24 protein-coding genes and 1 pseudogene are annotated in these 23,506 nt (G+C 71.7%); 14 read left to right on the top strand and 11 right to left on the bottom strand.

Translation table 11 applies throughout. The features are described 5' to 3' along the window. Window positions 1–3: 3 nt before the first annotated feature. From ACWC2B_RS11190 to ACWC2B_RS11180, 3 genes are all read right to left on the bottom strand, one after another. On the bottom strand, window positions 4–1,707 hold the full coding sequence (locus ACWC2B_RS11190; protein WP_450716222.1) for a protein kinase domain-containing protein: 1,704 nt from the start codon (window positions 1,705–1,707) through the stop codon (window positions 4–6). Window positions 1,708–1,919: 212 nt separating this feature from the next. Then, entirely contained in the window at window positions 1,920–3,110 is a 1,191-nt protein-coding gene (locus tag ACWC2B_RS11185) for a cytochrome P450 family protein (RefSeq protein WP_450716199.1), read from the bottom strand. Then, window positions 3,107–3,391, bottom strand: a complete 285-nt coding sequence (locus tag ACWC2B_RS11180; protein WP_450716198.1) for a DUF6545 domain-containing protein — start codon at window positions 3,389–3,391, stop codon at window positions 3,107–3,109. Before ACWC2B_RS11180 ends, ACWC2B_RS11185 begins: the two co-directional genes overlap by 4 nt. A 116-nt stretch (window positions 3,392–3,507) precedes the next feature. On the opposite strand from ACWC2B_RS11180, the pseudogene ACWC2B_RS11175 reads away from it, so the two are divergent. Further along, window positions 3,508–3,636, top strand: a pseudogene (locus ACWC2B_RS11175) (LysR family transcriptional regulator); the annotation flags it as partial. A 17-nt stretch (window positions 3,637–3,653) separates the two neighbouring features. After that, window positions 3,654–3,830 (top strand): hypothetical protein, encoded by a 177-nt coding sequence (locus ACWC2B_RS11170; protein WP_450716223.1) that lies wholly within the window; start codon window positions 3,654–3,656, stop codon window positions 3,828–3,830. 34 nt (window positions 3,831–3,864) lie between these two features. Here the strand turns inward: ACWC2B_RS11170 and ACWC2B_RS11165 are convergent, their stop codons facing one another. Together ACWC2B_RS11165 and ACWC2B_RS11160 are read right to left on the bottom strand one after the other, a co-directional pair. After that, window positions 3,865–4,266, bottom strand: coding sequence for an SAV_915 family protein (locus ACWC2B_RS11165; RefSeq protein ID WP_450716197.1), 402 nt, complete (start codon window positions 4,264–4,266; stop codon window positions 3,865–3,867). Window positions 4,267–4,635: 369 nt separating this feature from the next. Next, a complete protein-coding gene (locus ACWC2B_RS11160; RefSeq protein ID WP_450716196.1) occupies window positions 4,636–5,295 on the bottom strand; it encodes a LysE family translocator in 660 nt (219 codons plus the stop codon). A gap of 189 nt (window positions 5,296–5,484) precedes the next feature. On the opposite strand from ACWC2B_RS11160, the gene ACWC2B_RS11155 reads away from it, so the two are divergent. Next, window positions 5,485–6,387 carry a LysR family transcriptional regulator gene (locus tag ACWC2B_RS11155; RefSeq protein WP_450716195.1) on the top strand — a complete coding sequence of 301 codons (903 nt, stop codon included), beginning with the start codon at window positions 5,485–5,487 and terminating at the stop codon, window positions 6,385–6,387. A gap of 130 nt (window positions 6,388–6,517) precedes the next feature. Next, on the top strand, window positions 6,518–6,700 hold the full coding sequence (gene dmpI / locus ACWC2B_RS11150) for a 4-oxalocrotonate tautomerase DmpI (protein WP_450716194.1): 183 nt from the start codon (window positions 6,518–6,520) through the stop codon (window positions 6,698–6,700). An 18-nt stretch (window positions 6,701–6,718) separates the two neighbouring features. Here the strand turns inward: dmpI and ACWC2B_RS11145 are convergent, their stop codons facing one another. Continuing rightward, the gene (locus ACWC2B_RS11145; RefSeq protein ID WP_450716193.1) at window positions 6,719–7,945 is read right to left on the bottom strand and encodes an MFS transporter; all 1,227 of its coding nucleotides are present in this window, start codon (window positions 7,943–7,945) and stop codon (window positions 6,719–6,721) included. 63 nt (window positions 7,946–8,008) lie between these two features. Between ACWC2B_RS11145 and ACWC2B_RS11140 the strand changes: the two genes are divergently transcribed. Then, a complete protein-coding gene (locus ACWC2B_RS11140) occupies window positions 8,009–8,824 on the top strand; it encodes a helix-turn-helix domain-containing protein (protein ID WP_450716192.1) in 816 nt (271 codons plus the stop codon). A 138-nt stretch (window positions 8,825–8,962) separates the two neighbouring features. Continuing rightward, complete coding sequence (locus tag ACWC2B_RS11135; RefSeq protein ID WP_450716191.1) at window positions 8,963–10,504, top strand: AMP-binding protein; 1,542 nt, start codon at window positions 8,963–8,965, stop codon at window positions 10,502–10,504. A gap of 108 nt (window positions 10,505–10,612) precedes the next feature. On the opposite strand, the gene ACWC2B_RS11130 is transcribed toward ACWC2B_RS11135, so the two are convergent. Further along, on the bottom strand, window positions 10,613–11,554 hold the full coding sequence (locus ACWC2B_RS11130) for a ScbA/BarX family gamma-butyrolactone biosynthesis protein (protein ID WP_450716190.1): 942 nt from the start codon (window positions 11,552–11,554) through the stop codon (window positions 10,613–10,615). A 384-nt stretch (window positions 11,555–11,938) separates the two neighbouring features. On the opposite strand from ACWC2B_RS11130, the gene ACWC2B_RS11125 reads away from it, so the two are divergent. The 3 genes from ACWC2B_RS11125 (at window position 11,939) to ACWC2B_RS11115 (ending at window position 14,434) form a co-directional block, all read left to right on the top strand. Further along, a complete protein-coding gene (locus ACWC2B_RS11125) occupies window positions 11,939–12,562 on the top strand; it encodes a ScbR family autoregulator-binding transcription factor (RefSeq protein ID WP_450716189.1) in 624 nt (207 codons plus the stop codon). Beyond that, on the top strand, window positions 12,559–13,500 hold the full coding sequence (locus ACWC2B_RS11120) for an NAD(P)H-binding protein (protein ID WP_450716188.1): 942 nt from the start codon (window positions 12,559–12,561) through the stop codon (window positions 13,498–13,500). Before ACWC2B_RS11125 ends, ACWC2B_RS11120 begins: the two co-directional genes overlap by 4 nt. A 163-nt stretch (window positions 13,501–13,663) precedes the next feature. Next, complete coding sequence (locus ACWC2B_RS11115; protein WP_450716187.1) at window positions 13,664–14,434, top strand: SDR family NAD(P)-dependent oxidoreductase; 771 nt, start codon at window positions 13,664–13,666, stop codon at window positions 14,432–14,434. 186 nt (window positions 14,435–14,620) lie between these two features. Here ACWC2B_RS11115 and ACWC2B_RS11110 read toward each other — a convergent pair whose 3' ends face one another. After that, entirely contained in the window at window positions 14,621–15,019 is a 399-nt protein-coding gene (locus tag ACWC2B_RS11110; protein ID WP_450716186.1) for a MerR family transcriptional regulator, read from the bottom strand. A 65-nt stretch (window positions 15,020–15,084) separates the two neighbouring features. On the opposite strand from ACWC2B_RS11110, the gene ACWC2B_RS11105 reads away from it, so the two are divergent. Next, complete coding sequence (locus ACWC2B_RS11105; protein ID WP_450716185.1) at window positions 15,085–16,311, top strand: MFS transporter; 1,227 nt, start codon at window positions 15,085–15,087, stop codon at window positions 16,309–16,311. Window positions 16,312–16,398: 87 nt separating this feature from the next. Then, entirely contained in the window at window positions 16,399–16,743 is a 345-nt protein-coding gene (locus tag ACWC2B_RS11100) for a MerR family transcriptional regulator (protein WP_450716184.1), read from the top strand. Window positions 16,744–16,838: 95 nt separating this feature from the next. On the opposite strand, the gene ACWC2B_RS11095 is transcribed toward ACWC2B_RS11100, so the two are convergent. The 3 genes from ACWC2B_RS11095 to ACWC2B_RS11085 form a co-directional block, all read right to left on the bottom strand. Next, a complete protein-coding gene (locus ACWC2B_RS11095) occupies window positions 16,839–17,699 on the bottom strand; it encodes a polysaccharide deacetylase family protein (protein ID WP_450716183.1) in 861 nt (286 codons plus the stop codon). A gap of 140 nt (window positions 17,700–17,839) precedes the next feature. Then, a complete protein-coding gene (locus ACWC2B_RS11090) occupies window positions 17,840–18,466 on the bottom strand; it encodes a sigma-70 family RNA polymerase sigma factor (RefSeq protein ID WP_450716182.1) in 627 nt (208 codons plus the stop codon). A 97-nt stretch (window positions 18,467–18,563) separates the two neighbouring features. Beyond that, the gene (locus ACWC2B_RS11085; protein WP_450716181.1) at window positions 18,564–19,769 is read right to left on the bottom strand and encodes an IS701 family transposase; all 1,206 of its coding nucleotides are present in this window, start codon (window positions 19,767–19,769) and stop codon (window positions 18,564–18,566) included. A gap of 202 nt (window positions 19,770–19,971) precedes the next feature. Between ACWC2B_RS11085 and ACWC2B_RS11080 the strand changes: the two genes are divergently transcribed. From ACWC2B_RS11080 to ACWC2B_RS11070, 3 genes are all read left to right on the top strand, one after another. After that, entirely contained in the window at window positions 19,972–20,736 is a 765-nt protein-coding gene (locus tag ACWC2B_RS11080; RefSeq protein ID WP_450716180.1) for a TetR family transcriptional regulator, read from the top strand. 450 nt (window positions 20,737–21,186) lie between these two features. Further along, on the top strand, window positions 21,187–21,945 hold the full coding sequence (locus ACWC2B_RS11075; protein WP_450716179.1) for a response regulator transcription factor: 759 nt from the start codon (window positions 21,187–21,189) through the stop codon (window positions 21,943–21,945). 123 nt (window positions 21,946–22,068) lie between these two features. Then, window positions 22,069–23,457 carry an NtaA/DmoA family FMN-dependent monooxygenase gene (locus ACWC2B_RS11070; RefSeq protein WP_450716178.1) on the top strand — a complete coding sequence of 463 codons (1,389 nt, stop codon included), beginning with the start codon at window positions 22,069–22,071 and terminating at the stop codon, window positions 23,455–23,457. Window positions 23,458–23,506: the final 49 nt, after the last annotated feature.

Here is a 23,506-nt window from a genome sequence, read left to right as displayed (position 1 = left end):
GTCTCAACAGCGGGCGAGTGTGCCGCCGTCCAGAGTGGATTTGTCGCTGAACACCCAGCCTTCGGTGTTCGTGCCCGCGATACGGGCGTAGATCCACTTGTTGGCCTGGGCATTGGTCACATAGCAGTGGTAGTAGACCTTCGCGCCGGACTTGACCTCGGTCACATAGGAGCACCCCGCGTACGGCCCGGTATAGAGGTGGGTGGTCTGGGCCGCGTGGCCGTAGCCGTCGCTGCGGTTCGAGTGGGCCCAGCCGGCGCACGCCGTCGACACCGGGGTGGGCTGCTTCACCGTGGAACTGGGCGTCGCCTTCGAAGAGGCCGACGGGCCTCCGGCCGGCTTGTCACCTCCGCCGCTGGACGTCGGCGTGGGACCCGGCTTGCGGTCCCCGTCCTTCTTCGAGGGGGTGTTGGACGGCTTCCCGCCGGGGCCGCCGGACGTCGGGTTCCCCGGGGAGGTCGAGCCGTCGGTCGTGCTCGCCGAGGGAAGCGCCACGTTCGACCCGCCGCCTTGTGCGTCCATCAGGGCGTAGGCGACTCCGCCGCAGGTGAGGACGGTGGCGGCCGCCACCGCGACGATGGTACGGGTGCGGCGGCGCCGCGCGCCGACCGTGGTGGCACGGGTCTCGGAACGGCTGTCGAGACCGCCGGGTATGCCGGGCACCATGCCCGGCTGCGCGGCCGCCGGAGGAGGGGCGGCGTAGGCGCCCGCCGAGTAGGAAGCGGCGGGCGCGGGACCGAAGCCCGGCGAAGCGACGGTCTGGGGGGCGGGCGGGGAGAGCGGCGCGGCGGGGGCGGGGCCGAAGCCCGGCGGAGTGACGGCCTGGGGCGGCGCCGCGAGGTCCGGGCTCCCGCCCGCGGCGACCGCCTCCAGCATCTCGCGCGCCTGCGCGGCGTCGGGCCGCTGCAGCGGATCCTTGGCCATCAGCGCCCGCAGCACGGGGGTGAGCGGTCCGGCACGCCGGGGCTCCGGCAGCGGTTCGCCGACGATCGCCGCCAGCGTGGACCACACCGACGTACGGCGGAAGGGGGCAGCGCCCTCCACGGCCGCGTACAGCGTCATGCCGAGCGCCCAGATGTCCGATGCCGCGCCCGGTACCTGGCCCTGCGCGCGCTCCGGTGGCAGGAAGTCGAGGGAGCCGATGATCTGGCCGCTCTGGGTCAGCTTGGCCAGGGCCTCGTCGTCGGAGGTCTCCATGCTGGCGATGCCGAAGTCGGTGAGCACGACCCGGCCGCCGCGCTCAAGCAGTACGTTGCCGGGCTTGACGTCGCGGTGGAGGACCCCGGCCTGGTGTGCCGCGTCGAGCGCGTCCATCAACTTGGCGCCGATCGCGGCCGCTTCGCGCGGATCCAGCGAGCCGCGTTCCGTCAGCACATCGTCGAGGGAGGGCCCGTCGACCAGCTCCATGACGATGACCGGCAGCCCCTGCTCCTCGACCACGTCGTGCACGATGACCACACCGCTGTGCCGGATGCGGGCGGCGGCCTGCGCTTCCCTCTGCATCCGGACCCGTAGATCGGCCAGTTCCGCAGGGGAGGCGTCGGTATAGGCGCGCAGGACCTTGACGGCGACCTCGCGGTTCAGCAACTGGTCCACCGCCCGGGCGACCACGCCCATGCCACCGCGGCCGATCATCGCGGTCACTCGGTAGCGGCCGCCCAGAACCTCGCCGACCAGATCCGCGCCGCCGTTATCCCCCGTCACCAGTCACATCCCGTTCGTCGCACTGTTCGAAATCCGCCACGTGGCGGGCACCAGGGTAGAGGTTCGCGCATGTGCGAGTGCGCACGGCCCGGCCCCCGGTCGCAGGTGGCGCCCTCCAACAGCCGTGATCACCAAGACATCTCACCTGAGATCAGGACACTCGTGCGTTCTCGCGAGGCTTGCCCGCCCCCGGCCAGAACCTCCGGGGCCGGGGGTCAGGCGAGGGTGAGGGGGAGGGTGGTCAGGCCGCGGGTGAGGCGGGTCCGGCGCCAGGTCAGGGAGTCCGCGGGGATGGCCAGGCGCATGTTCGGGGAGCGGGTCACCAGGGCGCGGAGGGCGATTTCCGCCTCGGCCCGGGCCAGGGGTGCGCCCGGGCAGCGGTGGATGCCGTGGCCGAAGGAGAGGTGGCCGCCGGCGTCGCGGTCGAGGTCGAGGCGGCCCGGGTCGGGGAACGCCGCCGGGTCGCGGTTCGCGGCCCCGGGCGCGATGAGCACCGGGAAGCCCGCCGGGATGTCGACCCCGCCGACGCGCAGGTCCTGCGTGCTGTGGCGGAAGGTGGCCACGCTCACCGGGGAGTCGAAGCGGAGCAGCTCGTCGAGGGCGCCGGGGATCAGGTCCGGATCCCGGCGCAGGCGGTCGAACGCCTCGGGGTGCCGCAGCAGGGCCAGGACGGCGTTGCCGATGAAGTGGGTGGTGGTCTCGTGCCCGGCGACCAGGAGGAGGGCGGCAAGGGAGACGGTCTCGTCCCGGTCGAGGCCGCCCTCGTCGCAGTCGCGCAGGAGGGAGTGGAGCGGGCCGTCGCCGGGGGTGGCGCGGGCCGTGTCGACGAGGTGGGTCAGGTAGTCGCCGATCCGGTGCGAGGCGGCGTCGATACGGCCGTTGTCGGTCGCGTCGAAGAGGTCGTGGGACCAGCCGGCGAGCGGGGCGCGGTCGGATTCCGGCACGCCCAACAGCTCGCAGACGACGGTGACCGGGAGGGGTACCGCCAGGTCCGCCACGAGGTCGACCTCCGTACCCGGTCGCCACGCGGTCATGAGGCCGTCGACGACCCGGGTGATGTACGGGCGCAGTGCCCGGACGCGTCCGGTGGTGAACAGGGGCGTCGCCACCCGCCGTTGACGGGTGTGCTCGGGTGGGTCGCTCGCCAGCATGTTGCGGGAGATCGCCGGGTGCAGGTCGCGGTTCGAGGGCCGGTCGGCGAAGAAGCGGGCCGTGTCCTTGGACAGGCGGGGTTCGGTGAACGCTTCGCGGGCCTCGGGGTGGCCGGTGATCAGATAGGCCTGGTGTCCGCCGGAGCCGGTGGGGATGCGCTGGACGGGACAGCCTTCGCGCAGCCGGTCGTAGGTGGGGTAGGGGTCGTTGAAGAAGCGCGGGTCGCGCAGCGGGTCCTGCCGCGGGGCGCTCACGCGGCCACGCCCGCGGTCGCGGATGCCGGGCGCCTCGCGTAGGCCTCCGCCACGAGCAGCAGCCACGCGGTCTCCGCCGGGAGGTCGCCCTTGCGGGAACGGGTGCCCACGGCCGGCGGGGCCTCGTCGCCGTCGAGGGGGAGACCGGTGCGCTTCGCGTCGACGGCCGCGGAGATGACCGCCGCCTCCACCTCGGCGTCGCCCTCGGGGGTGCCGGCCGTGCCCCGGCGGGCGACCTCGGCGGCCGCCGCGTCCCGGACGATCGTGTAGGCGGTGAACATGTCCCTCGCCTTTCAGTCGAGCGCGTCGTGAGTCGGGTGAGCCCGGTGCGCTCACCTCGACGAGTCTCCCCGAGCCCTTGAGACGCGTCCAATACCTGCGTCCATAACCTGTAGGCATGGATGTGGACACTCGATTGCTGCGTTACTTCGTCGCTGTAGCGGAGGAGGGGACCCTCACCCGCGCCGCGGAACGACTGTTCGTGTCCCAGCCGGCGCTCACCAAGGAGATCAGGAGCACAAGGGCGGCCTCGCTCTCCTCACCGTGCAGCTGTTCGGCGCGCTCGGCGAAGCCCAGCGCGCCGCGGTGGCCGAGGAGGGTGCGCGGCTGCTCGCCGACATGACCTCGGCCACCTCTTACGACGTACGGTTCGGAGAGTTCGTGAGCCAGAGCCAGAGCCAGAGCTTTCGTGGGCCGGACCCGGAGCCAGGCCAGGGCTAGGGCGGTGAAGGCAGAACCGCGGTCAGAGCTCGCGCTAGCGGCTCAGCGCGTGGTCCCGGCGGGCGCAGGCGGACGGGGGCTGGCCGTGCCGCCTGCGCGGGGTGGGCGGGGCGAGCAGCGGGTCGACCGTCACCAGGGTCACTCCGAGCGGCGCCGACAGGGCCCGCAGGGCGGGTTCGGCGAGGCGGATCCAGCTCTGGTCGCCGCCCAGGACCGCGTTCAGCCGGTCCGGGCTGGTGAATCCGACGGCGGTGCGCGCGCCGAACTCGTCGCGCAGGAAGCGTAGTTGGTGCCCTCCGGCAGAGCCGATCCGAACGGGAACGTACAGCGGCCCTGCCGGGCGGCGTTCGTCGGGGTCGGCGTCCTCGATGGTGAGGCTGTCCATGGTGTCCTCCGGTGCGGAAGTGCGGATGCCGTACGTGCCGTGACGTGCCATGACGTGTCACGCGCCCGTGACAGGGCGCTGACGGCGTGGTCGGCACAGTGCGCGGATGCCGTACGTGTCATGCGCCCGTACGCCCGAAGTTATGCCCCGGCACCGGCCCGGTGTCCCGCCATGACACGGCATTGACCCCGGCGCCCCGGATTTTGACGCGCTCCTGGCGCAGGTCGGCGCGGCCGGGTCGACCTGCCGGGTGGCGGCCGCTCCGTACGACAACTTCATCCCACCGGGTGGCGGCGGGCTCACGCTCGGCCGGCCCGAGCACTCATTTGGCCTGCGGACTCGGCTGGCCCGGGCGTTCAGTTGGCCTGCTGACTCGGGCGGTCCGGGCGGTCACTCGGCCTGCGGACTGGCGGCGGCGGCTCAGTCGGCCCGGCCCGTCGCCGCGACCGTCACCCCGAGCCCGATCATCGCGAAGCCGCCGGCGCCGCCGATCAGCGAGAGGCGCCGCTCGGAGCGGGCGAACCAGCCGCGCGCCGCCGCCGCGCCCAGGCCCCACAGCGTGTCCGTGATCAGGCCGATGGTGATGGGGATGAGGCCGAGCAGCAGCATCTGGGACGGCAGGTGCCCGGCCGTGTGGTCCACGAACTGCGGCAGTACCGCCGCGAAGAACACGATGCCCTTCGGGTTGGTGACGCCCACCAGGACGCCGTCCGCGACGGTCCGCAGATCGCCATGGGCCGGCCGGGCCGCGGCCACGGTCTCGCCGATGGCCACCACCCCGAGCCGCATGTCCTTGCGGTGCCGGTACGCCTGCACCCCGAGCAGCACGAGATACGCGGCGCCCGCCAGCTTCACAGCCGTGAACACCGACGCCGAACGCGCCACCAGCGCGCCGATACCGAGCGCCACCGCGATCACCAGCACGTACGAGCCCAGGACGTTGCCCAACACCGTCGCGAGCGCGGTGCGGCGGCCGTGCGCGAGGGCGCGGCCGATCACGAACAGCACGCTCGGCCCCGGGATCACGATCACAAGGAGGGACATCGCGGCGAAGGCGAGGAAGCGATCGGTGGAGACCATGTTTGTCATTCAACCGCACCTGTGTGGCGTGCGCCCAGGACATGGGCATCGCATCTGTGGCCTACGCCCATACCAGTAGCCAGAGCCGATCGGTCGCGCCCCCCGGCGGGGAAGGCCTCCGCACGCGACGGTCTCGCCCCCCGGACTCCCACCCCCCGGACCCCCACACCCCCTGGATACAGTCCCCGCATGGAACTGCGGCAGCTCAGCTACTTCGTCACCGTCGCCGAGGAACTGCACTTCGGGCGGGCCGCCGAGCGGCTGCACATCGTCCAGTCGGCGGTCAGCCAGCAAGTACGGCGCCTGGAACGGGAGTTGGGGTGCGACCTCTTCGACCGTTCGCCCCGGCACGTGCGGCTCACCGGCGCGGGGGAGCGGCTGCTGCCCGAGGCGCGCGAGGTTCTGGCCGCCGCCGAGCGGGCCCGGGGCGCCGTCCGCGAGCGCACCACCCTGCGGCTCGGCACCAGCACCGGGCTCGGCGAGCACCTCGACCGCGTGCTCGGCGCCTTCGCCGGGATCGCCCCGGACACGGCCGTCGAGCTGGTCTCCGCGCCCACCCGCGACCGCCTGGCCCAGGTCGCCGACGGACGGCTCGACGCCGCGTTCGTCCGCGCCCCGCAGCCCGCGCCGGGCCTGCGCATCCTGCCTCTGTGGGAGGACCCGCTGCTCGTGGCCCTCCCGGCGGCCCACCCGCTCGCGCACCAGGACGAGATAGCGCTCTGCGATCTGGCCGCGCTTCCCCTGTGCATCACCGCCCGCCGCAACAACCCCGCCCTCGTCGACCTCGTCGTGGGCGCCTGCCACGCGGCGGGCTTCGAGCCGGTACCGGGGCCGGTCGGCGGCTCGCTCCAGGACACCCTGGCCACCATCGGGCTGGGCCAGCTGTGGACCGTGGTGTACGCGGCTCACGCCCGCGTGCTGCGCAGCCCCCGCGTCGCCTTCCGCCCGCTACGCGCCCCCGGCCTCGCACTGCCCACCGGCCTGGCAGTGGGTGCCGGACACATACCCGCCGCCGTCGAGCTGCTCCTGAAGGCGTGCTCAACCTCCATGACGACCTCTATGACGACCCCCACAGAGGCCCGTGACCAGTAACGATCACGAAAGATGATCGCTGCGGTCGCGGTCTGCTTCTTGGTCGGGCCCCGCGGATCCGATGGACTGAGGTCACGCCGGTGAGCCCCCCGGACAGGCCGGGAAGCCGCCGCAGGCAAAGGAGTTGGCCATGCCCATCGTCACCATTCAGCAGGGTCCCCGCGACATCGAGCTCAAGCGCGAGCTGGTCAAGCGCGTCACCGACGCCTTCGTCGACGCGTACAAGATCCCGGCCGAGACCGTCCAGGTGTGGATCCACGAGGTCCCCACGGACAGCTGGGGCGCGGCGGGCACCCTGACCGCGGACAAGTAGCCGTACGCGTCGGTGGGTTCACCGCCGCCGGGCCGGGCCGTCCGCACGGGGGTCGGACGGCAGCGGGTCCGCCGCCCGCCGGGAACCCTCCCGGCGCGGCGGGCCGCCGGTCCCGTAACGACGCCGACCGTGGGCCGCGAGTGCCGTCAGCGGTACGGAGATGACGGCGGCCACCCCGAACAGGCCCTGGAATTGTCCCTGTTGGGCTGATTCGGCGCCGAGTCCCGTGCCCAGCGCGCTGCCCAGGTAGAGGGCGACCCCGAAGAAGGCGACCCCGGTCGCGCGGGCGGTCGGCACGAGCAGGGTCGCCCACGCCTGCACCGTCGAGTGCAGGAACGCCCAGCCGCCGCCGAGCAGCAGCGCGCTCAGCCCGAGCGTGGCCGGCGACGGGTGCAGTGCGGCCACGGCGTATGCGAGGGTCAGCTGGGCGCCGCCCGCCACGATCAGCGCGACCGGGCCGAGCCGACCCGCGAGGCGCCGCACCACCTGGGCCCCGCCCATCGCCGCCACCCCGTACAGCGCCGCCACCGCGCCCGCGGTCGCCGGAGCCGCGCCGAGCGACTCAAGGGCGGGCGGCAGATAGGTGAAGCAGCCGAGCAGCACGCCTCCTTCGAGGAGGGCCACCCCCATCACGTACCACTGCCAGCGAGAACGCAGGACGGTGCACAGCGCGCCGCTTTCGCGCGGGGCGAGCTCCGGTTCGGGCAGGCGGCGCAGGGCCAGGGTCAGATATCCGGCGAGCAGGCCGGGCAGCGCGAACACCAGGCGCCAGCTCACCCAGTGGGCCAGCGCCCCGGCGACGACGGTGGCAAGGGCGGTGCCGAGCGCGAACGCCGTCATCAGCGTGCCGAGCGCCCGCTGCCGCCCGTCCGGCGCGACCGTGTCGCCCACGTACGTCAGCGAGCCCGCGATGGCGGCCGCGAAGCAGACTCCCGTGAATCCGCGCGCCACGATGAGGGTCGTGACCCCCGGCGCCGCCGCGGACGCGAACGCCCCGACGGCGGACGCCGCGAGCGACAGGCGCATCACCCGCACCCTGCCGAACCGGTCGCTCGCCATGCCCCAGGCAGGCTGCGCGAGACCGTAGCCGAGGGTGTACGCGCTCGCGGCGAGCGCGGCCGTGCCGAGCGGCACACCGAACGCGGAGCCGATGAGCACCAGCATCGGCGCGATGGAGAAACGGTCGAAGTTGCTGACGAACCCGGCGGCGCCGAGCAGTCGCCCATGGGGCGGTGAAATGGTCATGTCCCCAGCTCAGCAGGGGTTCCAGCGGCCGCGTGGGCTCAGCCGATTACCATCACTCACACCGTGACGCACTCACCAGACCCCCGGGCGGAACTCGGCGCGTTCCTGCGCTCGCGCCGCGAGCGCCTGGCCCCGGCCGCACTCGGACTGCCCGCCGTGCCCCGCCGCCGCACCCCCGGCCTTCGCCGCGCGGAGGTCGCCGAGTCAGCCGGAATCAGCACCTCCTGGTACGCGTGGCTGGAGCAGGGCCGGGTGCGTACCTCCGAGCAGGTACTGCGGTCGGTCGCGCGGGCGCTTCAGCTGGACGCGGCCGAGACCGCGCACGTGCTGTCCTTCGTCGAGGACGTGCCGCCGCCGGGCGCCGCCCCGGCCAGCTGGGTCTCGCCGAACCTGCGCTCCCTGGTCGACGCGATGCTTCCGCATCCCGCGATGGTCATCGACCCGCACTGGGACCTGCTCGCTTGGAACACCTCGTACGCGGCCCTCCTGACCGACCTCGCGCGGCTGCCGCCCAAGCGGCGCAACATGCTGTGGCTGGTGTTCCGCTGGCCGCCGTGCCGGACGCTGCTCGTCGATTGGGAGCCCGAAGCCCGTTCCCTGCTCGGCCAGTTCAGGGCCCGGGCCGCCCACCGTCCCGACGATCCCCGGTACGCCGAGATCATCGAGTCGATCCGCGCGGACCCCTGTGCCGCGCGCTGGCTCGACGAGCGGGAGACCGCCGCCTTCCGCCCGGCCGTCAAGCGCTTCCGCCATCCGGCAGCGGGTGAGCTCCGCCTTCGCTCGGTCAAGCTCGCCGCCGTCGACGAACCCGGCCACCACTTCCTCGCCTACCTGCCGGACGACCCGGACTCCGAAGCGGCGCTGCGCCGGCTGCGCTGACCGGCTGCGCTGAAAGCCGGCCCCGGATCGGCGGTTCCAGCAGGTCAATTCGGTGTTTCGGCCGCTGCGGGCGTCGGTAGGTACCAGACTCCCCCTTAACGGCTGTTGCTGATGTTGCGGATACAGGAGAGCAGAGCGATGCGGATTCCGATGACGGTCTCGGACTTCCTCGGCCGGGCAGAGCTGGGGTTCTCCTCCAGTACCGGCGTCGTCGACGAGCCGGACCAGCCGGGCCCGCCGGTGCCCGGGCTCACCTACGGGCGCGTCGCCGAGCGGGTGCGCGCCTGGCAGGCGGGACTCGATGCGCTCGGCGTCGGTGAGGGCGAGCGTGTGGCGGTGGTCAGCCACAACTCGGCACGCATGCTGGAGCTGCTGTTCGCGGTGCCGATGAGCGGCCGGATCTGCGTGCCGGTCAACTTCCGCCTCAAGCCGGAGGAGATCGAGTACGTGGTGCGGCAGAGCGGGGCGTCGGTCCTGCTCGTCGACCCGGAGGTGGATGGCGCGCTGTCCGCCGTCAAGGCTCGCCACCGGTTCGTGCTCGGTGAGCAGACCGAGAACGAGGTGATGCGGTTCGGCGTGGAACCGCGCCCGTGGTCCGACCCGGACGAGGATGCGACGGCCACCATCAACTACACGTCCGGAACCACCGCCCGGCCCAAGGGAGTTCAGCTCACCCACCGCAACATCTGGGTCAACGGCCTGACGTTCGGACTGCACACCCGGGTCTGGGAGGGTGACGTCTACATGCACACCCTGCCGATGTTCCACTGCAACGGCTGGGGCATGCCGTACGTGATGGCCGGACTCGGCGTCAAACAGGTCGTCCTGCGCAAGGTCGACGGGGCCGAGATCCTGCGCCGCGTGGAGGAGCACGGGGTCACGCTGATGTGCGGGGCGCCCGCCGTGTGGAACATGGTCCTGGACGCCGCCGCGTCCTGGCGGGGCGAGATCCCGGGCCGCGACCGCGTGCGGGTGGTCTGCGCGGGGGCGCCGCCGCCGACCCGGATGATCCAGCGGATGGACGAGGAACTGGGCTGGGAGTTCACCCAGATCTACGGGCTCACCGAGACGTCCCCGCTGCTCACCATGAACCGGACCCGGCCCGCTGACGCGGGGCTGCCGGCTGCGGAGCGGGCGCGCAACCTGTCCCGGGCCGGCGTGCCCGCGCTCGGCGTCAAACTGAAGGTGTCCGACTCCGGCGAAGTGCTCGCCCGCTCCAACGTGGTGCTCGACGGCTACTGGGAGAAGCCCGAGGAGACCGCGGCGGCCCTGGAGGACGGCTGGTTCCACACCGGCGACGGCGGCACGATCGACGAGAGCGACGGCTCCCTGACGATCTCGGACCGCAAGAAGGACGTCATCATCACGGGCGGCGAGAACGTGTCCTCGATCGAGGTGGAGGACACGATCTTCAGCCACCCGGCGGTCGCCGAGGTAGCCGTCATCGGCGTGCCGCACGAGAAGTGGGGCGAGACGATCAAGGCGCTGATCGTCCTGGCGGAGGGCGCGTCGGTGACGGAGGCCGACATCATCGCGTACTGCAAGGACCGCCTCGCCCGCTACAAGGCGCCGACCTCGGTCGAGTTCCGCGAGGCCATCCCGCGCACCGCCACGGGCAAGATCCAGAAGTTCAAACTCCGCGAGCCGTACTGGTCCGGCCTCGGCCGCGAGATCAACTGACATCTTCTACAGGTGAGTTGGCGTACGCCTGTGAGCCCGGCCGCTCCGTTCGTCGGGGCGGCCGGGTTCGGCGTGGGCGCCGCTCGGGTGTCCCGGTGGGTCGGCCGGTCACCCGCGCCAGGTGTTGCTCGCGGTGTCGAGGCGCTGGTGGGTGAGGGTGGTGGTGAAGTGCGGGGTGTTGTTCTGGTGGAAGGTGAAGGTGGTGCGGGCTCGGCCTCGCGCGTCCGGGGGGAGCTGGTGGGTGTCGATCCAGCAGGGCGCGTGAAGTTCGAGGTAGCGGTGGAACTGGCAGTCCATGGCTATGGGGACGATGGGTTCCGGGTGGTGCAGATGGAGGGCCGCCTGCCGGGCCGCCTCCAGGAGCAGCATGCCCGGCACATGGTCGACCGGGTGGTCGAAGAGCACGGCGTGCCGGGGGTCGAGGCGGAGCTGGTGGCGATGAGGGGTGTGGCTGGGCGACAGGACCACGTCACGGGCGTGGGTGCGGGCCACACGTGTGGGCCGCACAGGCAGCGTGAGTTGGGGTGCGGGCCACATGTGGGCATCGGCGTACCGGGCGCGCAGTCGGCGGTAGACCGTTGGCGTCTGGATGGTGAAGCGGGTGTGGGCGGTGGCCAGCGGAACACCGCCGCGGAAGGCCCGGATGAGTAGTGTCAGGGCGGTGGTGCGCCGGCTGCGGCGTACCACCTCCAGGCAGGTGACGTGCAGGTCGACGGTGGGCGGAAGTAACGCGGCGTCCAGGGCGTCGGGGCGCAGGGTGAAGCGGTAGCGGTCCCACAACAGGTGGTGCCCGAACGGCACTTCATAGGCGGCATGCGAGAGCAGGGGGAAGATCTGCCGGATCGTCTCGCTCAGGATCAGCGGGTCGTGCAGGCCATGTCGTACCTCGTAGAAGGGGTGGTCGTCGGGCCAGCGGGCGGTGACGGTGAAGGCGTCGGGCGCGGTGCGCTGCCAACCGGTCAGCAGCACCTCGTCCGGATTCGTCTTGTGGACCAGTTCTCTCGGAACGCTGGAGACCGGGGGTGCGGGGCATACGGGCAGTGGCGGCATGGGGTACTCCTCACAGAGGGCCGGGCGGCGCGGACGCCGACGGGCTCAGGGGTGGGGATGCATGGGGTGCAGGTGGCGCCGTACTGGAATAACCGGCTTGCTACGAAGGGGAGTTGGAGTGGAAGCCGGGACAGGAACCGGGACAGGAACAGGAGCCGGGACAGCTGCTGCGGCAGCAGGCGCAAGAGCTGATGGGGCGCAGCGGGTCGGCGCCGGACCGGCGCGGCGCGGTGAGCGCGCGCTGGATCCTCGACGTCATGCGGCCCCCCCGGGCATAAGTCGAAATGGTCGGCGCGGCCCCGTGTTTGGTGGACCGCCGTACCGATGGCCGATAATATAAAAGGCGTTCTCTATTTTTGTCGAACCCATTCGGGAGCGGAAGCGATGGCGGAAATCAGACAGGAGCGGGCGGTGAGGACCCGCGAGGTGCTCCTGCGCGCCGCGGCGGAGGAGTTCGACGAGAAGGGCTACGCGGCAGCGCTGATCAACCAGATCCTCGCGCGGGCCGGGCTCACCGCCGGGGCGATGTACTTCCACTTCAAGTCGAAGGAGGACCTCGCCGTCGCGGTGATGAACGCGCAGAAGCACACGATCGAGCCACGCCTCACCTCGCGTGGACTCCAGCGACTTGTCGACATCACCCTGGTGTGGGCGCACCGGCTGCGCGTCGACCCGCTGCTGCGCGCCGGTGTGCGACTCGCCGTTGAGCAGGGAAGCTTCGGCATGCACGACGCGTCCACGTTCCTGGAGTGGCGCGAGATCATGCTCGCGTGCCTGGTCGACGCCGAGAGCGACAAGGAACTCATGCCAGGGGTGGTGGCCGAGGACATCGCCGAGTTCGTGGTCGGCGCGTGTACGGGAATCCAGCTGTACGCGAACCTGGTGAACGGCCGCGAGGACCTCGTCGAGCGCACCGTACGGATGTGGGAACTGCTGCTCCCCGGCCTCGCCGTGCCCAGCGCCGCGCGCCGTATCAGCCTGGACGCGGAGCGGGGCCGCGTCTCGTGACCGAACGGAACTTATGGCCGGATGGCGCCGGCGAAACCCCGGGCGCCGAGGCCGACTTGGGCGCCGATGCCTTCGGCGAGGCGGGGCGCATGCGAGTCGTCATCACCGGAGCCACCGGCACCGTGGGCGGCAAGGTGGCCCGTCTCCTGGCGCCGAACCATGACGTACGTTCGCTGACCAGGGACCCGGCACGGGCCGCCCGGGCCGGGGTGGCCGGGCACATCGTGGGCGCGGATCTCGGGGATCCCGCCACACTGCGCCATGCGATGGAGGGGGCGGATGCCCTCCTGCTCGTCACCTTCGACCCGCTGAGCCCCACACACGACGCGAACGCGCTGGCCGCCGCGCGGGCAGGGGGAGTCCGGCACGTGGTGAAGCTGTCCGCGGCGGCGGTGGGCGATCCACTGGCCCAGGACCGGATCACCTGCTGGCAGCGTGAATCGGAGGAGCGGGTCAAGGCGTCCGGTCCGACCTGGACGCTGCTGCGTCCGCGGGCGTTCATGTCCAACGCTCTTGGCTGGGCCGGGGGAGTGCGCAAGGAGGGGGTGGTGCGCGCCCTGTACGGATCCTCACGCAACTCCTGCGTCGACCCGCAGGACGTGGCGCGGGCCGCGGCGCGCGCCCTGGTGGGACGCGGCCAGGCGGGCCGGATCCATACGCTGACGGGGCAGCAGGCACTGAGCGTGCGCGAGCAGACGGAGCAGTTGGGCGAGGCACTCCAACAGGTCGTTCGCTACGAGGAGTTGACGTCCCATCAGGCCCTGTGGGGATGGCGTGAACGGCTGGGGGAGCCCCTGGCCCGCGCCCTGCTGGACAGCGCCGAACGGCAGGCGGCGGGCGCGAAGGAACAGGTCACCGACGGTGTCCGGGAGGCCACCGGCCGACCCCCGGGCACCTTCAGGGCCTGGGCCACCCGCCACGCGGACGCCTTCCGCTGAGCAGGCTTGTGCCCATAGCTGAGCGGGCTCGTACCCATAGGGGAAATGGAGTGGTCGGCCCACATGTGGCGACACCACATATCGGAGGGCCACATGTCGTCATATCCCGCACCACACACATACGTACCGGCCGGGAAACCGGCACCGGGAGGGAAGTAGCACCATGACTGAAGCGCACGGCATGCTCGCGGGCAGAACCGTTCTGATCACGGGGGCATCCAGCGGCATCGGGGAGGCCGCGGCGCGGCTGTTCGCGGCGGAAGGGGCCGCGGTGGTCCTGATGGCCCGTCGCGCGGACCGACTGGAGGCGCTGGCCCACGACATCGTCGAGGCGGGCGGCAAAGCCGAGCCGGCCCCCGGTGACGTGGTCAGCGAAGAGGACGTGGCCAACGCGGTCAAGGCAGCGGTGGGCCGGTTCGGCCGCCTGGACGGGGCGTTCAACAACGCGGGCTGGGCCACGGCGGGAACACCGCTGCACGAGACGGACACCGCGATCTTCGAGCGCACCATGGACGTGAACGTGCGCGGGGTGTGGAACTGCCTGCGCCACCAGATCCCCGCCATGCTCGACGCCGGGGGCGGCTCCATAGTGAACACCTCCAGCGTCGCGGGTCTCCAGGCCACCGGGGCATCGGCTGCGTATGTGGCCGCCAAACATGCCGTGTTGGGGCTGACCCGGGCGGCCGCGGCGGACTACGGGCGGCAGGGGATCCGGGTCAACGCGCTGGTGGTGGGCAGCACCCGCAGTGAGCTGATGGAGGAAGTGCTGGCCGGGACCCCGGAACTGGAGGAGAGCTTCGTGGCCCGCTCGGTCCAGCGTCGGATGGCCGACCCGGTGGAGATCGCCCAGGCCGCGGCCTGGCTGTGCAGCGACCGTGCCACGTTCGTCACGGGCGCGGCCATGCCGGTGGACGGCGGGTGGACCGCGGCGTAACGCCTTCCGGCAGCAGAATCCTCATTCTGTTCAGCCCAGGGCAACACCCGCCGCGACATCCCGCCCCGGGTCGCCCCGGGTTGCCCCGGACCGACCTGGACCACCCCGGACCGCAGAGCCCATCTGCGGTCCGGGGCATCGGCGTATGCCGCCCCAGGGCGAACAACCCTGGGGCGACACGGGCGCTCAAGCCGCCCGCGGGGAGGGGGTGGTGGGGTCCGGCCGGCCCTCGCCCCGGACCGTGGCGAGGTAGCCGGCCACGGCGTCACGGTTGCGGGTCAGATCCTGGATGCGTTCGGTCATGCGACGGTGCTCGCGCTCAAGGGTGGCGATCATCTCCGGTGTCGCGCCCAGGACATGGATGGTCCGGGTGGTCTCCAGGCAGGGCAGGATCTGCTTGATGATCCGCGTCGGCAGCCCGGCCTCCAGGAGGCCTCTGATCTGCAGGACCCGGTCGACGAAGAACTCGTCGTAGTCGCGGTATCCGTTGGCGGAGCGATCGGCGACGATCAACCGCTGCTCCTCGTAGTAGCGCAGGAGGCGGCGGGGCGTGCCGGTGCGTTCCGACAGCTCTCCGATACGCATGTGATCGACCTCACATTTCTTCCCGTTGACCTTCACATAGGTGTGAGGGTTCGAGCATTCACACCATGTCAATTAGCGAGAAGCAGACACCAGTTGATCCCCAAGTCGGAATCAAGAACCAGAGTGACCAGAAACTGCCCCTGCTCGCGCTGCTCGCGCTGGCCACGGCGGTCTTCATCACGAGCCTGACCGAAACGCTGCCCGCGGGCCTGCTGCCCGCGATGAGTTCGGACCTGCACGTCAGCGAGTCCGCGACCGGCCAGACGGTCACGATCTACGCCATCGGCACGGCCCTCACCGCGATCCCCCTGACCGCCGCGACAGCGGCCTGGCGGCGCAAGCGACTGCTCCTGGTGTCGATGGCGGGATTCGCCGCGGCCAACACGGTGACCGCCCTCTCGGGGAACTACTCCCTGACGATGGCGGCCCGGTTCGTCGCCGGTGTGGCCGCCGGTCTGGCCTGGGCGCTCCTCGCCGGATACGCCCGCCGCATGGCGCCGGCGCACCTGCAGGGCAAGGCGATCGCCATCGCGATGGCCGGTATCCCCGTCGCGCTCTCCCTGGGCGTCCCGGCCGGCACCTTCCTGGGCAAGGCCGTCAACTGGCAGGTCGCCTTCCTGGTCATGACCGGGCTCACCGTGATCCTGCTCGGCTGGATCGGCGCGATGGTCCCGGACTACCCGGGCCAGGCCCAGAGCGGCAAGACGCGGATGACCGCGGCGCTGAAGGTCCCCGGAGTCACCCCGGTCCTGTTCGTCACCCTGGTCTTCGTGCTGGCCCACACCATCCTCTACACGTTCATCGCGACCTTCCTCGACGAGCTCGGCATGGGCGGCTCCATCGACCTGGTGCTCCTGGTGTTCGGTGCGGCCTCGCTGGTGAGCATCTGGGTGGTCGGCGCGCAGATCAACCGCCGGCTGCGTGCGCTGATGATCGCGAGCACCCTGCTGATCGCCGTCGCGGCCGCGATCCTCGCCGTCCTCTCGGACAGCACCGCCATGGTGTACGTCGCCGTCACCCTGTGGGGGCTCGGCTGGGGCGGCGCCCCGACGCTGCTCCAGACCGCGGTCGGCGACGCGGGCGGCGAGCACGCGGACGCCGCGCAGGCCATGCTGGTGACGCTGTGGAACGTGGCGATGGCCGGTGGTGGCATCGTCGGCGGCATCCTCCTGAACCTGCTGGGCTCGACCTCCTTCCCCTGGAGCATCCTGGTCCTGCTCGCGCCGGTCCTCGTCGTGGTCCTGGCCGCCCGCGCCCACGGATTCCCCGCCAAACGCGGCAGTGCCGCCTGAGGAACGACGACGCCGGACGCCGCGGCCCCACGCCGCGGTGTCCGGCGTTCGCCGACGGCAGGGGGACCTACCGTGCTCATAGGGGCGATGGCCCGGCAGACCGGCGTCAGCACGCGGCTGCTGAGGTACTACGAAGAACAGGGCCTGCTGGCACCCCGGCGCCGCCCCAGCGGCTTCCGTGACTACCGGGAACAGGACGTGGAGACGGTCCGGCGCATCCGCGCCCTGCTGACCGCCGGACTCAGCACCCGCTCGATCGCCGCGCTGATGCCCTGCCTTCCCGGCGGCGGGGACCTCGCACCCGTACCGCTGAGCGCGGACCTGCTGGCCGGCCTGGGCCGGGAGCGCGCCCGGCTCCGGGACGCCGCCGCGGGGTTGCTCGCAGCGTGCGAGGCGCTGGACGCGGTCATGGCGTCCGTCCATATCCCGTAAGCCGGAATGGTTTTGATGGTGTATCAGGTCGTGCCATGCGAAGAAGGGGCGCCCCTGGCAGCTGTCAGGGGCGCCCCTTCCGCGGAGTGCTGATCTCAGGGCTGGGTGGCGGCGTAGTGCTCGGCGATCTCGTCGCTCGTCGCCAGCCACACCGCGGGATGGTTCGCGAGGCGCTCCAGGACCTGGTCCACGTACTTGTGCCGGAAGGGCTGGCTGCTGATGAACGGGTGCAGGACCAGCGCCATCACCCGGCCGCTGTCCGCGGAGTCGGCGTACAGCTGGTCCAGTTGGTCCGAGACGATGCGGACGAACTCGGGGCCGCTGAGGTTCCGGCCGACGAACAGGCTGACGTCGTTGACCTCGATGGAGTACGGAACGCTCAGCATCCCCGGCACGTTCAGCCGGTAGGGCTGGTCGTCGTTGCACCAGTCGAGGACGTACCCGAGGCCGAGTTCGGCGAGCAGGGCGGGCGTGCGGAAGGTCTCGGTCAGCGCCGGGCCCAGCCAGCCGCGCGGTCGCCGTCCCGTCGCCCGCTCGATGGTGTCGACGACCTCCGCCAGATAGGCGCGCTCCTCCTCGGCCGAACCGTGCGTCTGGAAGGTGGAGTTGTCCCTGCCGTGGGCCACCCAGGCCCAGTCGCGGGCCCGGCCCGCCTCGATGATCTGCGGATAGTGTTCGCAGACGGCCGAGTTGAGCATCACGCTCGCGCGGATCCCGTGCCGGTCCAGGCTCTCGGTCAGCCGCCAGATGCCGACCCGGGGGCCGTAGTCGCGCCAGCCGTAGTTCAGCGGGTCCGGCGCGAGTCCCGCGGTCCCGGAGAAGATGCTGGTGGAGGGCTGGTCGACCCGGTAGTGCTCGATGTTCACCCCGACGTAGCAGGCGACGCGGGCGCCGCCGGGCCACTGGATCGGCGGGCGTTCGGTGATCGGGCTGTACGCGAATAACTCGTTGTCCATGGCTGCTCACCTCGTGGTCCAACCCGCCGTCCCATCAAGGGAGTACGGGCGGCGGGTCCGGTGTGGAAGACGGCTGACTCATCCGCATCCTCGGCCCTTCGCACTGATGTGAGGGTCAACCCGGCCCGGCGTGAAGCCGGTCACAGGCGCTGGGGAACCCGGCCCGAGCCCGTCAGGAGCGTACGCAGCCGACGGCGCCCCCGGTGCAGGCGCGAGGTGACCGTGCCGTGGGGGATGTCGAGGAGTTGGGCTATCTCGCGGTAGTGCAGGCCCTCCACGTCGGCGAGGTAGACCACCTCGACGAAGACCTCGGGGGTCCGGCGCAGCGCGTCGAGGAGCTCGGGATCGGGGATCCGGCTGAGCACCTGCGACTCGGCGGAGGCGAGGCCCCCCAAGGTGTGACCGGCGGTGCGGACGAGCTGCCAGTCCTCGATCTCGCCCGTGCCCCAGTGCTGGGGCTCGGTGCGTTTCTTGCGGTAGGAGGTGATGAAGGCGTTGGTCATGATGCGCCGCAGCCAGCCCCACAGATTGGTCCCGGCGCGGAACTGGTGGAAGCACTTGTACGCGATGGCGTACGTCTCCTGCACCAGGTCCTCGGCATCCTCGCGATTGCGGGTCAGGCGCAGGGCCTGCGTGTACAGCCTGCGCCGGTAGCCGAGGGCGTCGCGCTCGAAGCGTCGTGCGCGATCCTGGGCGGATTCCTCCGCGGCTCGCTGCGCGTCGCCGGGCGGGCGCACCTCGTCGGTACGGGGCGGGGGCGCGGTCATCGTTCGTCCTTCGCGTGGGGAGCCGTTGGCAGGGGGCGCGGTTTCGTTCGTCCGGGGCCCGCGGGCGCGGTGCCGGGGCATCCCGGGGCCCGGCGGATCACAGGCGGGCGGGGCGTCGCGCGCCGAGCTGCAGGCGGCGGTAGAGGTAGGCGGCGGACGACATCGTCATGTGGTGGTGCCAGCCGGGGTAGGACCGGCCCTCGAAGTCGAGGAGCCCGAAGTCGTCCTCAAGGCGTTGCACCACGGCGTGGGTGCCCGAGGGTCTGCGCAGCAGGGAGAGCACCTCGTCCATCCGGCGGTCCCCGAGGCTGGTGATCCAGAACCGGGCCGGGCGCGGCCCCGCCGGGAACTGCTCGGCGATCAGCCGGTGGACCCGCTGGGTGCTGGGCGCGGCCGGGGAACTGCCCGGCAGCCGGACCGGCGCGGAGAAGACCTGGACGCGCCGCGTCCGGCCGCCCTGCTCCACGCCGATGACGTACGGGTGGCGCGCCCCGCCCTCGTGCATGAACCGCTGCGCGCTGACCGGTCGGGCCGGGCCCGGCCGGTTGCCGATGCCGGGTGCCGCGTGGAGCGCCGGCAGCACGGGCTGATCGGGCCGGACCTCAAGAACGAAGTCCCGTTCGCGCAGATGGAGATGGGCCGCGAGGCGAGTGGCATCGATCGCACAGTGCCGGTCGACGACCAGCGGAGCGGGGCCGGACACCTTCAGCGCGGCGAGCCGGTCCGTCAGGTCCAGGACATGCGCCCACGCCGGCTCGGCCCGTACGGTGTCGGGGACCCGGGCCCGGCGTCTGCGCATCTCGTCGCCGCACCACGCCTCGTCCATCAGGAGGGACCACTCGACGGGGATGCTCTCCGACCCGGAGGTCAGGAACAGCCCTATGCCGACCTGGCAGTTGATGGTCCGGCCGGCCTCCGGCACGAACCGCTTGTGCACACCGACCGAGTGCTCGCCGCGCTTCTCCACCAGCGTCGTGCCGACCGTCCAGCTGTGCCCGGGCAGCCGCGCGGCCGCCTTGCGGGCCAGCGACTCGCGCGCCGCGCTCCAGTCCCACGGGCTGGCGCTGATGAACTGCTGCAGCGCCTGGGCCGCGCCGGGAGGCAGACAGGCCGCCTTGGCCATCTGCGAGACCGTCTTCTTGCCCGGGGCCGTGAGCAGCCCGCACAAGTAGGCGTCGGCCCACCGGCGTTGGTCGACGCGCGGCAGATAGCCGAACACGTCCTCCGTGAAGCCCGATAACTCTGGCAGACGGTGGTGCGCGTACTGAGGCTGCGGCAGGACGGCGCGGTGCTGTACGGCCATGGTGAATCCCCCTCTGAGCGTCGACGGCCGGTACGACACCCAGAAATATAGCGAACGCTTTTTCTGTTTTTGGCCAGAGTGGTCGATCCCCACCGCGACTTCGGCAAGTCGGCGTTGCCGCCGGACGCTTCGGCTGGGGAAAGTGTCCGTCTTGTGCAGTCCGGTACGGAGAAAGGTGTTCGAGGTTGATACGCACCCGACGGTGCGCGGTGAAGAGGAAGTGCGGGCCGGATGGCCGACCCGGTTCCCGGCCCCGCTCCTGTTCCGCGGGTGCGCCCGCGGAACACCGCTGTCCTGGGCGCCGCACCGGGCGGCGGCCGTGGTGAAGCAGATACGCGCGGCCCGCACCCGCGCCGCCGTGATCCGGGCGGCCGCGGTCGAGATGGACCGGGACGGCTATGCCGGCACGTCACTGGTCCGCATCTGCGCCGCCGCCGGGATCTCGCTGGGCGCCCTCACGTTCCACTTCCCGGCCAAGGCCGGCCTCGCCGACGAACTCCAGGCCCGGGGGAGCGCGAAGACCCGGGAAGCCGTGACCCGGGTCGTCGCGCTCCCCGCCTCCCCCCTGCGCCTGGCGCGGGCCCTGCTGCTCGCGGTCGCCCGGCTCCTGGAGGCGGAGACCGACGTCCGCGCGGCCGCCCGGCTGACCCGGGAGCGCCCGTGCGAGGCCGCCGACTGGACGGCCGCATGGCTGCCGGAACTGCGCCGCCTCCTTGAACAGGCCGGTGTAGAAGGCCAGTTGAGCCGGTCGGCCGATCCGGAGGCGTTGACCGTGCTCGCCGCCTACCTCGTCACGGGCGTGGACGCCCACCTCCGCCTGCGCGCCCACACCGCGTCCCCCGCCGGGGCCGAAGCGTCCCGGGACGCCGTCGGTCAGCTCGCCGAGGTGTGGGACATCGTTCTGTACGGAGCGTCTGCCACCGGCCCGCCCCGCCCGGAGCGGGACGGGCGGGAGCGAACGGCCTGAATCCGAGCACCAGTTGACGCGATGGAGCAAGCGGTCGGCGCATTTAGAAGGGGAAGGGAAGAGGAAACGCGGCCTGACGTGACTTATTGAAGTCCCTATGTTCGCCCTCGTACGGCCCCGGCAAGATGGTGGCCGCGAGGCACCCGGGACGGATCGCGGGCCCGGTCCGCGATCCGCTGGGGACGCCTCGCCCGGTGCTCCTCCAGTGCACCCGACAAGCCGGGTGCACCGTCCCGCCGCTCGCCTGACGGAAGGCAATCCCCCGTCCTGGCCGTCAAGTCCGGCGGGCGGTGCACCCCACCGGGCGGTGACAGCGCCCGGAGACGACTGGAGTTCAGCTTGCGCGGCGGGCAGCTCCTCCCGCCGGTCGCCATTCAGGGAGACGAGGAACATGTCCTGTGTCAGCGTCCGTGAGCAACTGCCCGTACAGACAGCCGAGTTGGAGACGGCATGGACCTGATGGATCCTCACATACCGTCGCCCCGGCTCGCCGGGGCAGTCCCTTCAAGATTCCACCAGGTCACCGCGCCGGCCCTGCACAGGCCTCCCCTCACCTGGCGGCTGCTCGTCGTGGAGAACGACGCCCGCGACGCCGAGTCGCTGATCCGGGGCCTGACCCGGCACGGGCACAGCGTCGAGCGGGCGGAGACCGGCCGGGCCGCCCTTGAGGGCTACCAGCGCGCCGACCTGGTGCTGCTCGACCTCGAACTTCCGGACCTGGACGGCCTGGAGGTGTGCCGTGAGGTGCGCTCGGCCTGCGACATCCCGGTGATCGCGGTCACCGCCCGGGCCACCGAACTCGACCGGGTGCTCGGCCTCCAGGCCGGCGCCGACGACTACCTCGTCAAGCCTTACGGTTTCCGGGAGTTGATGGCCCGTATCGACGCCGTCATGCGCCGCATCCGGCCGCAGCCCGTCGCCACGCCCGTGGTGGCGCACGGCCCGCTGCGGATCGACTCCACCGCGCGAGAGGTGAGCGTGCACGGTAGGCGGGTCGAGGTGACCCGCAAGGAGTTCGACCTGCTGTACCTGCTCGCCTCGCAGCCCGGCACTGTCGTGTCGCGACACCGGATCATGCGGCAGGTCTGGGGCGACTCCTGGTCGCGCCGGACCCTGGACACGCATGTGAGCAGCCTGCGCAAGAAGCTGGGAGCGGGGGACTGGATCACCACGGTCCGGGGCGTCGGCCTCCAGTTCGTCCGGCCGTGACCCGCCCCCGCGCAAGGCCCTGAGCAGGCCCGCGCCCTCCCTTTCCATACGCCGACGCCCCCCTCGTACCCGTACGCGCCCACCCGGGACGATCAACCCGCTCTCGCAGGAGGCCCACGCACCGTGCCCGCCCCACGCATCCCCCTCAGCCGGAAACCCGTCAAGCAGATCCACCTCGCGGCCCAGCTGCCCAGCGTCCAGAACACCACCGTCTGGTCCGACCCCCGCTCCGGGAGCCAGATCGACCTGGAGTCCTTCACCCGCCTCGCACAGACCGCGGAGCGGGGCAGGTTCGACTTCTTCTTCCTGTCCGAGGGGCTGCGGCTGCGCGAGCACAAGGGCCGCATCCACGACCTCGACGTGGTCGGCCGGCCCGAGTCGCTCACCGTGCTGAGCGCGCTGTCCGCCGTCACCGACCGCATCGGCCTCGCCGCCACGGTCAACTCCACCTTCAACGAGCCCTATGAAGTGGCCCGCAGACTGGCGACCCTGGACCACCTCAGCGAAGGGCGCGCCGCCTGGAACGTGGTCACCACCCACGACGCCTTCACGGGCGAGAACTTCCGGCGCGGCGGCTACCTGGCCGAGGCCGACCGCTACACCCGAGCCGCCGAATTCCTTTACACGGCAAGGGAGTTGTGGGACAGCTGGCGACCGGGTGACCTCGTGGCCGACCCGGCCGCGGGCGCGTTCGTACGAGCGGGCGCGGGCACCTTCGCCCACCACGGGCAGCACTTCGACATCGCCGGACGGTTCAACACGCCCCGTTCCCCCCAGGGACACCCGGTGATCATTCAGGCCGGGGACTCGCCGGAGGGGCGCGAGTTCGCCGCGCGCGACGCCGACGTCATCTTCAGCCGCCACAGCACGCTCCCCGAAGGGCGCGCCTTCTACCGCGACGTCAAGGCGCGCCTGGCCAAGTACGGCCGCGCCCCCGAGGACCTGAAGATCATCCCCTCGGTCACCTACGTACTGGGCGACACCTCGCGGGACGCCGAGGAGCGAGCCGCCGAGATCAGCCGGGCCCAGGTCGGACCGGGGACCGCGATCCGGTTCCTCGAAGCCGTCTGGGGCCGGGACCTGTCCGGCTACGACCCCGACGGGCCGCTCCCCGACATCGAGCCGCTGGCCGACGAGCTGCTGATGAAGGGACATACGGAGTTCCGTGGCGACCGGGCCGCGACCGCCCGCCGGTGGCGGGAGATGGCGGCGACCCGTGGGCTGAGCATCCGCGAGCTGGCCATCGAGGTTCGCGGACGGCACACGTTCGTCGGCACGCCCGCCCAAGTCGCCGATGCCATCGACGAGTTCGTGCAGAGCGACGGTGCCGACGGCTTCATCTTCGTCCCCCACATCACTCCCACCGGTCTCGACGATCTGGTCGACAAGGTGGTGCCGCTCCTTCAGGAGAAGGGCGTCTTCCGCGCCGACTACACGGGCACCACCCTGCGCGACCACCTCGCCCTGCGGCCGACCCGAACCGCGCGTGCCGCTGACCGGGACGCCCCCTGATGTCACAGGTCCCCGAACCCCTGACATCACCGGCCCCCCAACCCCTGAA

The sequence above is a fragment of the Streptomyces sp. NPDC001415 genome (assembly GCF_053597395.1).
Note: the sequence above shows the minus strand (reverse complement) of the source record. Positions and strands in the feature narration are given on the sequence as shown.

Coding starts and splice junctions, on each gene's coding strand:
- ACWC2B_RS11180 (WP_450716198.1), bottom strand. CDS start 3,391: ATGTTCACCGCCTACACGATCGTCCGGGACGCGGCGGCCGCCGAGGTC.
- ACWC2B_RS11165 (WP_450716197.1), bottom strand. CDS start 4,266: ATGGCACGTCACGGCACGTACGGCATCCGCACTTCCGCACCGGAGGAC.
- ACWC2B_RS11160 (WP_450716196.1), bottom strand. CDS start 5,295: ATGGTCTCCACCGATCGCTTCCTCGCCTTCGCCGCGATGTCCCTCCTT.
- ACWC2B_RS11155 (WP_450716195.1), top strand. CDS start 5,485: ATGGAACTGCGGCAGCTCAGCTACTTCGTCACCGTCGCCGAGGAACTG.
- dmpI (WP_450716194.1), top strand. CDS start 6,518: ATGCCCATCGTCACCATTCAGCAGGGTCCCCGCGACATCGAGCTCAAG.
- ACWC2B_RS11145 (WP_450716193.1), bottom strand. CDS start 7,945: ATGACCATTTCACCGCCCCATGGGCGACTGCTCGGCGCCGCCGGGTTC.
- ACWC2B_RS11135 (WP_450716191.1), top strand. CDS start 8,963: ATGCGGATTCCGATGACGGTCTCGGACTTCCTCGGCCGGGCAGAGCTG.
- ACWC2B_RS11130 (WP_450716190.1), bottom strand. CDS start 11,554: ATGCCGCCACTGCCCGTATGCCCCGCACCCCCGGTCTCCAGCGTTCCG.
- ACWC2B_RS11125 (WP_450716189.1), top strand. CDS start 11,939: ATGGCGGAAATCAGACAGGAGCGGGCGGTGAGGACCCGCGAGGTGCTC.
- ACWC2B_RS11115 (WP_450716187.1), top strand. CDS start 13,664: ATGACTGAAGCGCACGGCATGCTCGCGGGCAGAACCGTTCTGATCACG.
- ACWC2B_RS11110 (WP_450716186.1), bottom strand. CDS start 15,019: ATGCGTATCGGAGAGCTGTCGGAACGCACCGGCACGCCCCGCCGCCTC.
- ACWC2B_RS11105 (WP_450716185.1), top strand. CDS start 15,085: ATGTCAATTAGCGAGAAGCAGACACCAGTTGATCCCCAAGTCGGAATC.
- ACWC2B_RS11100 (WP_450716184.1), top strand. CDS start 16,399: ATGGCCCGGCAGACCGGCGTCAGCACGCGGCTGCTGAGGTACTACGAA.
- ACWC2B_RS11095 (WP_450716183.1), bottom strand. CDS start 17,699: ATGGACAACGAGTTATTCGCGTACAGCCCGATCACCGAACGCCCGCCG.
- ACWC2B_RS11090 (WP_450716182.1), bottom strand. CDS start 18,466: ATGACCGCGCCCCCGCCCCGTACCGACGAGGTGCGCCCGCCCGGCGAC.
- ACWC2B_RS11085 (WP_450716181.1), bottom strand. CDS start 19,769: ATGGCCGTACAGCACCGCGCCGTCCTGCCGCAGCCTCAGTACGCGCAC.
- ACWC2B_RS11075 (WP_450716179.1), top strand. CDS start 21,187: ATGGACCTGATGGATCCTCACATACCGTCGCCCCGGCTCGCCGGGGCA.